This is a genomic window from Arenibaculum sp. (assembly GCF_035998295.1).
In the GTDB taxonomy this organism is placed as follows: domain Bacteria; phylum Pseudomonadota; class Alphaproteobacteria; order Azospirillales; family Azospirillaceae; genus DASYHS01.
Map to the genome: position 1 here is coordinate 1 of NZ_DASYHS010000159.1, position 6,279 is coordinate 6,279.

General features: G+C 72.1%; 8 protein-coding genes. 5 read left to right on the forward strand and 3 right to left on the reverse strand.

Annotation, left to right across the window (positions count from 1 at the left end; genetic code table 11):
• Nucleotides 1-301: 301 nt before the first annotated feature.
• The 3 genes from VGO20_RS16085 to VGO20_RS16095 all read left to right on the forward strand — a co-directional run bounded on the left by VGO20_RS16085 (nt 302) and on the right by VGO20_RS16095 (nt 2,615).
• Nucleotides 302-874 carry a nitroreductase family protein gene (locus tag VGO20_RS16085; protein ID WP_327503389.1) on the forward strand — a complete coding sequence of 191 codons (573 nt, stop codon included), beginning with the start codon at nt 302-304 and terminating at the stop codon, nt 872-874.
• Between the two features lie 4 nt (nt 875-878).
• Nucleotides 879-1,766: a helix-turn-helix transcriptional regulator gene (locus VGO20_RS16090; RefSeq protein ID WP_327503390.1), complete on the forward strand. Its 888-nt coding sequence runs from the start codon at nt 879-881 to the stop codon at nt 1,764-1,766.
• Nucleotides 1,767-1,889: 123 nt separating this feature from the next.
• The gene (locus tag VGO20_RS16095) at nt 1,890-2,615 is read left to right on the forward strand and encodes a YbhB/YbcL family Raf kinase inhibitor-like protein (RefSeq protein WP_327503391.1); all 726 of its coding nucleotides are present in this window, start codon (nt 1,890-1,892) and stop codon (nt 2,613-2,615) included.
• An 82-nt stretch (nt 2,616-2,697) separates the two neighbouring features.
• On the opposite strand, the gene VGO20_RS16100 is transcribed toward VGO20_RS16095, so the two are convergent.
• On the reverse strand, nt 2,698-3,270 hold the full coding sequence (locus tag VGO20_RS16100; protein WP_327503392.1) for a hypothetical protein: 573 nt from the start codon (nt 3,268-3,270) through the stop codon (nt 2,698-2,700).
• Between the two features lie 117 nt (nt 3,271-3,387).
• Between VGO20_RS16100 and VGO20_RS16105 the strand changes: the two genes are divergently transcribed.
• Nucleotides 3,388-4,620, forward strand: coding sequence for a benzoate/H(+) symporter BenE family transporter (locus VGO20_RS16105; RefSeq protein WP_327503393.1), 1,233 nt, complete (start codon nt 3,388-3,390; stop codon nt 4,618-4,620).
• A gap of 12 nt (nt 4,621-4,632) precedes the next feature.
• Here the strand turns inward: VGO20_RS16105 and VGO20_RS16110 are convergent, their stop codons facing one another.
• A complete protein-coding gene (locus VGO20_RS16110; RefSeq protein WP_327503394.1) occupies nt 4,633-4,800 on the reverse strand; it encodes a DUF1674 domain-containing protein in 168 nt (55 codons plus the stop codon).
• Between the two features lie 118 nt (nt 4,801-4,918).
• On the opposite strand from VGO20_RS16110, the gene htpX reads away from it, so the two are divergent.
• The gene (gene htpX, locus VGO20_RS16115) at nt 4,919-5,839 is read left to right on the forward strand and encodes a zinc metalloprotease HtpX (RefSeq protein WP_327503395.1); all 921 of its coding nucleotides are present in this window, start codon (nt 4,919-4,921) and stop codon (nt 5,837-5,839) included.
• Nucleotides 5,840-5,877: 38 nt separating this feature from the next.
• Here htpX and VGO20_RS16120 read toward each other — a convergent pair.
• Nucleotides 5,878-6,279 (reverse strand): HAD family hydrolase (locus VGO20_RS16120; RefSeq protein WP_327503396.1); only part of this gene is annotated, 402 nt, incomplete at its 5' end.

Genomic DNA, 6,279 nt, shown 5'->3' on the forward strand with positions numbered 1-6,279 from the left:
AAGACGCGCTCGGGCAAGATCATGCGCCGCATCCTGCGCAAGATCGCCGCCAACGAGCACGAAGCTCTCGGCGACACCTCGACGCTGGCCGATCCCGCCGTCGTCGGCGATCTCGTCGAGAACCGCATGAACCGCGGCTGAAGCGGTCCCTGCGGGAGGAGCCCGGCCCCGGGCGGGGCCGGGCCCGCCTTGGCGGTCCGGCCACCGGCGGATGCATCTTCCGCGATGGTGGCGGCGTCATCTCCACAGGTTGTGATATGCTTCCGGCCGATCGGTCCCCTCCAACGTGGAAAGACCCGAGATGGACGCCTTGGAAGCCCTCTGCACCCGGACCAGCATCGGTGCCCTCGTGGAGCCCGGACCGACCGATGCCCAGCTCGACGCGATCCTGAGGGCCGCCTCGCGGGCGCCGGATCACGGGCGGATGCGGCCCTGGCGCTTCCTGCTGATCCGGGGCGAGGCGCGGGAGCGGTTCGGCGAGGTGCTGGCCGAGGCGCTGCGCCGCGCCGACTCTTCGGCCACCGATGCGCTTCTGGAGCGCGAGCGGCGCAAGCCGTTGCGCGCCCCCGCCATCCTGGTCGTGGCCGTGACGCCGCAGCCGCGCCCCGGAGTTCCGGAGATCGAACAGATCCTGGCCGGCGGTGCTGCGGCGCAGAACGTCCTTCTGGCCGCCCACGCCCAGGGTCTCGGCACCATGTGGCGTACGGGGGAGCGGGCGTACGACGACCACGTGAAGCAGGCGCTGGGCCTGCCGACGACGGCCGCGATCATAGGCTTCATCTATCTCGGCACGCCGGCCCCGGATACCCGGCCCAAGCCCGTCGAGCCGCCCGCCGCCGCCATCGAGTGGACCGGCGCGCCCGCGGGACCGTAGTGCCATGGCGGCCCGACTCGACGCCCGGGGCCTGGAGGCGTTCCGGCGGACGCTTTCGGGCCTCGGTCCGAGTACCGGTTCCGGCGGCGCCGGCCCCGCGCTGACGACCTTCTTCGCCCGGCGGCAGGAACGGGTGGCGGCATTCGTCATGCCGTCGGCAGCCCTGGTGGTGCCGGTGGAGGGGGAGAAGCAACTCCATGTCGGCGGTGCGGTGCATCGGTTCCGGCCGGGCGAGCTGCTGGTCCTGCGGGCGGGCTGGCGCGGCGACGTCGTCAACGAACCCGATGCCGAGGCCGGCTGCTACCGCGCGCTCCTGTTGACCTTTCCGTCCGAGCTGGTGCTGCGGGCCCGCAGGGCGCACCCGAACCGGCCCGCCTGCGAACTCAGGGGTGGGTATTTCGCCCGTCTGGCCCTGACCGACGTGCTCGCCTCCACGCTCCTCCACGTCGCCGCCGGCATTGCCGGGGGCGCCGGGCTGCCCGGCCACGTGGTCGAGCATCGGGTGATGGAGGTGTTGCTGCTGCTGGCCGACGGCGGTGTCCTGCCGCTCGCCCCTGCCGCGCAGGGCGACAGCGCGGCGGATGCCGTCCGTATGGCGGTCGGCGCCAAACCGGACCATCCCTGGACCGCGGCGCTGCTGGCGCGCGATCTGGGGACGAGCGAGGCGACGCTGCGTCGCCGTCTGGCGCGGGAAGGGACGTCGCTGCGCGTCCTGCTTCAGCAGGAGCGGATGGCGGCGGCCGAGTCGTTGCTGAAACGGGAGCGGGTCAGCGTGAGCGAGGCGGCGGCCGCGTGCGGCTATGCCTCGCGGGCCCGGTTCGCCAAGCGCTTCCAGGCGGTCCGCGGCGTCACCCCGTCGGCCCTGGCCGCCACGCTCCCCGGCGGCGATTGATCGGATCTGCTGCCGTCGGTGATCGGATCGGTGCACCGGACGGTCGGGCGATCGGCGATGCTGCGGTGCAGGGAAACGGCGCACCGCCACATCCCAACCCGACGGCATCGGAGACGGTCAACGATGGCACACAGTAAACGGCACCGCCTGCCCGGCATCGCCGCGGCATCCGCATCCCTCCTCCTGCTGACGGCTCTCCTGCCCGCGACGGGCATGGCGGCCGAACGGGAGGCTGGACGGATGGACGTCACCCTCGAAGGGCTGTCTCCGGACGGCCGTCTGCCCGACGCCGCCGCCTATTGCGGCCCGGGAGGCTACGGGCCGAACGTCAGCCCCGGTCTCTCCTGGTCCCCCGGCCCGGCCGGCACCCGCTCCTATGCGGTGCTGATGGTCGATCCCGACGTGCCCATGGACCTGTCGAACGTCAACAATCCCGACGTCGAGATTCCGGAAGATGCGCCACGGCAGACCTTCGTACACTGGGTCCTCGTCGACGTGGCGCCGACGACGACCGCCCTGCCGGCCGGTGCGGATAGCGAGGGGGTGACGCCGCGGGGCAAGCCTTTCGGGCCGACCGCCAACGGCGTTCGCGGCGTCAACGACTATGCCCGATTCTTCAACGCCGACCCCGACACCGCCGGCTCCTACGGCGGCTATGACGGCCCTTGCCCGCCGACGAACGATGCCCGGATGCACGGCTACGCGGTCCGCGTCCATGCGCTCGACGTGCCGACGCTGGGCCTTTCGGGTCCTTTCGACGGGCGCGACGTCGAGAAAGCGATGGAGGGCCGGGTCCTCGCCACGGGCGAGGCGGTGGGGACCTACACGCTCAACCCGGCGCTGAGATGAAGAACCCCCGCACGCAATCCCGCCCGGCCCACACGTCCGTGGGTTGAGATGACCGCCGGCGAGGAGCGGCCTCCGACCCGGGTCATTCCAGGGGCGCGGCCAGGGTCCCGGTTCCGGGCAGGGTGTCGAAGCCGTCCGGGAACAGCTGCTTGGCGATGTCCGCGACCAGGAAACGGAAGCCCGCCTGGCCGGGGGCGATGCTGCCGAGCATGCGGTCGGTCGCGGTGCTCAGCGCAGTCTCGCCGGCGCAGAACGCCGCGGCGACCTGGGTAGCCGCCATCAGGTCGTCGGCCGGCGCCGGCGGCTCCGTTTCGGGATGCGGTCGCGTGCAGAGGGTCTCCGGCGCCACCGCATCGCCCTCGCCGTGAAACACGACGTGCATCCGGTACGACGTGTCGGCATCGTGGCCGGGATGGCGCGTGAAGTTGGCCTGGGCATCGACCAGCCGGTCCGGCAGTGCCTCGGCCACGGCGAGAGCGAAGCGTTTCGGCTCGACGCCCGGAAGCCCGCCGACCACGACCAGGTCGAAGCCGGCCTCCGGCGCCGCCGGCTTCACCTCGGCGACCGGCTGGGCTGCCGCGCAGGTCGCCGCAACCGCGGCGGCCACTCCGACGAGAACCGACCCGGTCGCCCTTATGCGGCGGATCGCCGTCATGCTCCGCTCCTTCCGTCCACGATTTCTCGAACAACGGCGCCGACCGCGAGGGAGTTCCCGGCCGTTGCGCGAGCGCGGTTGCAAACAGTGCCGGAGGAGTGGCAATAAGGCCGCAGAATGACCGTCGATGCACGAAACCTGTCGGCCGCGGCATCGGCGGTCGAAGCCCGACCGCGCGGCTCCATCCTGGCCGACGCGTCCGCCTCCGCCATCTCGGCCGGCGTGATCGGCGTGGTGGTCGGCTTCGGCGGCACGATCGCGCTGGTGGTCGAGGCTGCCCAGGCCGCCGGCGCTTCGCCGGCCGAACTGTCCTCCTGGATCGCGGCGCTATGCCTCGGCATCGGCCTGACCTCCTTCTGGCTGAGCTGGCGATGGCGCCAGCCGATCGTCACGGCCTGGTCGACCCCCGGCGCGGCGCTGATCGCAGCGAGCACCCTCCCCGGCGGCTTCGCCGAGGCGACGGGCGCGTTCCTCGTCTCCGGTGCCTTGCTGCTGATCGCGGGCGCGGTCGGCCCGCTCGGACGTCTGGTCCGGCGCATCCCGGCGGCGATCGCGGCCGGGATGCTGGCGGGCGTCCTGCTGCGTTTCGGAATCGGGCTGTTCGCCACGATGGGCGAGGTACCGGCCCTGGTATTGCCGATCGTGGTGCTGTTCCTGGTGCTGCGGGTCGCTGCGCCGCGCATGGCGATGCCGGTCGTCCTCGTCGCCGGTGTCGCGCTCGCCTGGGGCTTGGGGGTGGTGGATGCCGGCCGCATCGTGCTGGCCCCGGCGACGCTGACGCCGACCATGCCGGTCTTCGACGCCGCGACGGCGCTCGGCGTCGGCGTGCCGCTGTTCCTCGTCACCATGGCCTCGCAGAACCTGCCCGGCCTTACGGTTCTGTCGGCTTCGGGCTATTCGCCGCCCGCCCGGCCCCTGCTGGGCGCCACCGGCATCGCCTCGGTGCTCGGCGCGCCCTTCGGTAGCCACGCGATCAACCTGGCGGCGATCACGGCCGCGATCTGCGCCGGGACGGAAGCACATCCCGATCCCCGGCGGCGCTACGTCGCCGGGCTCGCATACGGGCTCTGCTACCTGGTGCTGGCCGGGTTCGGCGCCTCTCTCGTCAGCGTCGTCGCGGCGCTGCCGCCGGCCCTGGTCTCGGCGCTTGCCGGGCTTGCGCTGCTGGGCGCGCTGACGGGGGCGCTCGCCGGCGCGCTGGGCGACGCGGACCGCCGGGACGCGGCGCTGATCGCGTTCCTGGTGACGGCGTCCGGACTGTCGGCAGCGGGGATCGGCAGCGCCTTCTGGGGGCTCGCCGCGGGGCTCGCGGTACACACGCTGAGCCGATACCTTCCGGCCCGCCGGTGAGCCGGCCGGAGCTCAGAAATCGGTGCAGCGGCCGTTGCGTTCCCAGTCCCCGTAGCGCGTCGGTTCGGGACCCGGGGGACCACCGATCTCCCCGCCTTTCTGGGGCACGGACTTCGGGGTGAGGGGCTCGGGGGCGGTGCCGCCCGCGGTGCCGGCCGCTTCGTTCTGGTCGTCGCTCATGCCCGGGAATATGGCGTGGCCGGCCGCCGCCGCCAAGCCTGCCCTTGCAACCCTGCCCTTGATGGTTCGGCATGGCGCTTCCCATATCCCGGGCCGGGATCGCTTCCGAGGGACCGTCATGACAAGCTATTTCCGCACGGCCGTGCTGCTTGCCGGCATGACCGCCCTGTTCCTCGGCGTCGGCTGGCTCATCGGCGGGCAGGGGGGGCTCGTGATCGCGTTGATGATCGCGGTCGCGATGAACGGCTTCGCGTACTGGAACTCGGACAAGGTCGTGTTGCGCATGCATGGCGCGCGCGAGGTCGATGCGCGCACGGCGCCCGACCTCCACGCGATGATCGAGCGCCTGGCACAGCGGGCGGATCTGCCGATGCCGCGCGTCTACCTCATCGAGAACGACCAGCCGAACGCGTTCGCGACCGGACGCAACCCCGAGAACGCGGCCGTGGCGGCCACGACCGGCCTGCTGCGACGATTGTCGCCGGAGGAGGTGGCGGGGGTGATGGCGCACGAACTCGCCCACGTCAAGAATCGCGACACCCTGATCATGACGGTGACCGCGACGATCGCGGGTGCGATCTCGATGCTCGCCAACTTCGCCTTCTTCCTGGGGCCGGCGACCCGGAGCGGCGAGAACCAGAACCCGCTGGGCTTCGTCGGCGTGCTGCTGGTCAGCCTGCTGGCGCCCTTCGCGGCGATGATCGTGCAGATGGCCATCTCGCGTGCCCGCGAATACGAGGCCGACCGGATCGGCGCGGAGATCGCGGGCCAGCCCCAGTGGCTGGCCGACGCGCTGGTGCGCATCCAGCAGAGCGCCCGCGCCATCGTCAACCAGAGCGCCGAGCGCAATCCCGCGACCGCCCATCTCTTCATCATCAACCCTCTGCACGCGCGCAAGGTCGACGGGCTGTTCTCGACCCATCCGCCCACGGAGGAGCGGGTCCGGCGCCTGCGCGAGATGGTCGCCACGAGCGCGCCGCGCGGGCGTTCGAGCATCCCGTCCAGCAGTTCCGCCGGCAAGCGCGGGCCCTGGAGCTGAAGCGGGGGTCGGCTGCCGGGCGGCAAGGCCGGGACGGCTTACGCCATCCCTGCCAGCAGGTCCGGCACGTCGCGGAGCGACGAGGCGCGGACATAGCCTTCGGCCGGCGGATCGGCCTGCTCGTGCGCCCAGGTAACGTGATAGGGGACGTGAATCGCCCGCCCGCCTATCTCCAGCACCGGCAGCACGTCGGAGCGCACGGAATTGCCGACCATCACGAAGCGCGCGGCATCGACGCCGTTGCGCGCCAGCACCCGGCGATACGTTGCGGCATCCTTCTCCGACACGATCTCGATCGCGCGGAAATGGGCGAGCAGGCCGCTGCGCGCGAACTTGCTCTCCTGGTCGAACAGGTCGCCCTTGGTGACCAGGATCAGGTCCCATCCGGCGGCGGACAGCGCCTCGACCGTGTCGGCCACGCCGTCCAGCAGCTCCACGGG

Excerpts from the sequence above, each read along its gene's own strand:
- VGO20_RS16095 (WP_327503391.1), top strand. The coding sequence starts at position 1,890 with ATGGCACACAGTAAACGGCACCGCCTGCCCGGCATCGCCGCGGCATCC.
- htpX (WP_327503395.1), top strand. The coding sequence starts at position 4,919 with ATGACAAGCTATTTCCGCACGGCCGTGCTGCTTGCCGGCATGACCGCC.
- VGO20_RS16100 (WP_327503392.1), bottom strand. The coding sequence starts at position 3,270 with ATGACGGCGATCCGCCGCATAAGGGCGACCGGGTCGGTTCTCGTCGGA.
- VGO20_RS16085 (WP_327503389.1), top strand. The coding sequence starts at position 302 with ATGGACGCCTTGGAAGCCCTCTGCACCCGGACCAGCATCGGTGCCCTC.
- VGO20_RS16105 (WP_327503393.1), top strand. The coding sequence starts at position 3,388 with ATGACCGTCGATGCACGAAACCTGTCGGCCGCGGCATCGGCGGTCGAA.
- VGO20_RS16090 (WP_327503390.1), top strand. The coding sequence starts at position 879 with ATGGCGGCCCGACTCGACGCCCGGGGCCTGGAGGCGTTCCGGCGGACG.
- VGO20_RS16110 (WP_327503394.1), bottom strand. The coding sequence starts at position 4,800 with ATGAGCGACGACCAGAACGAAGCGGCCGGCACCGCGGGCGGCACCGCC.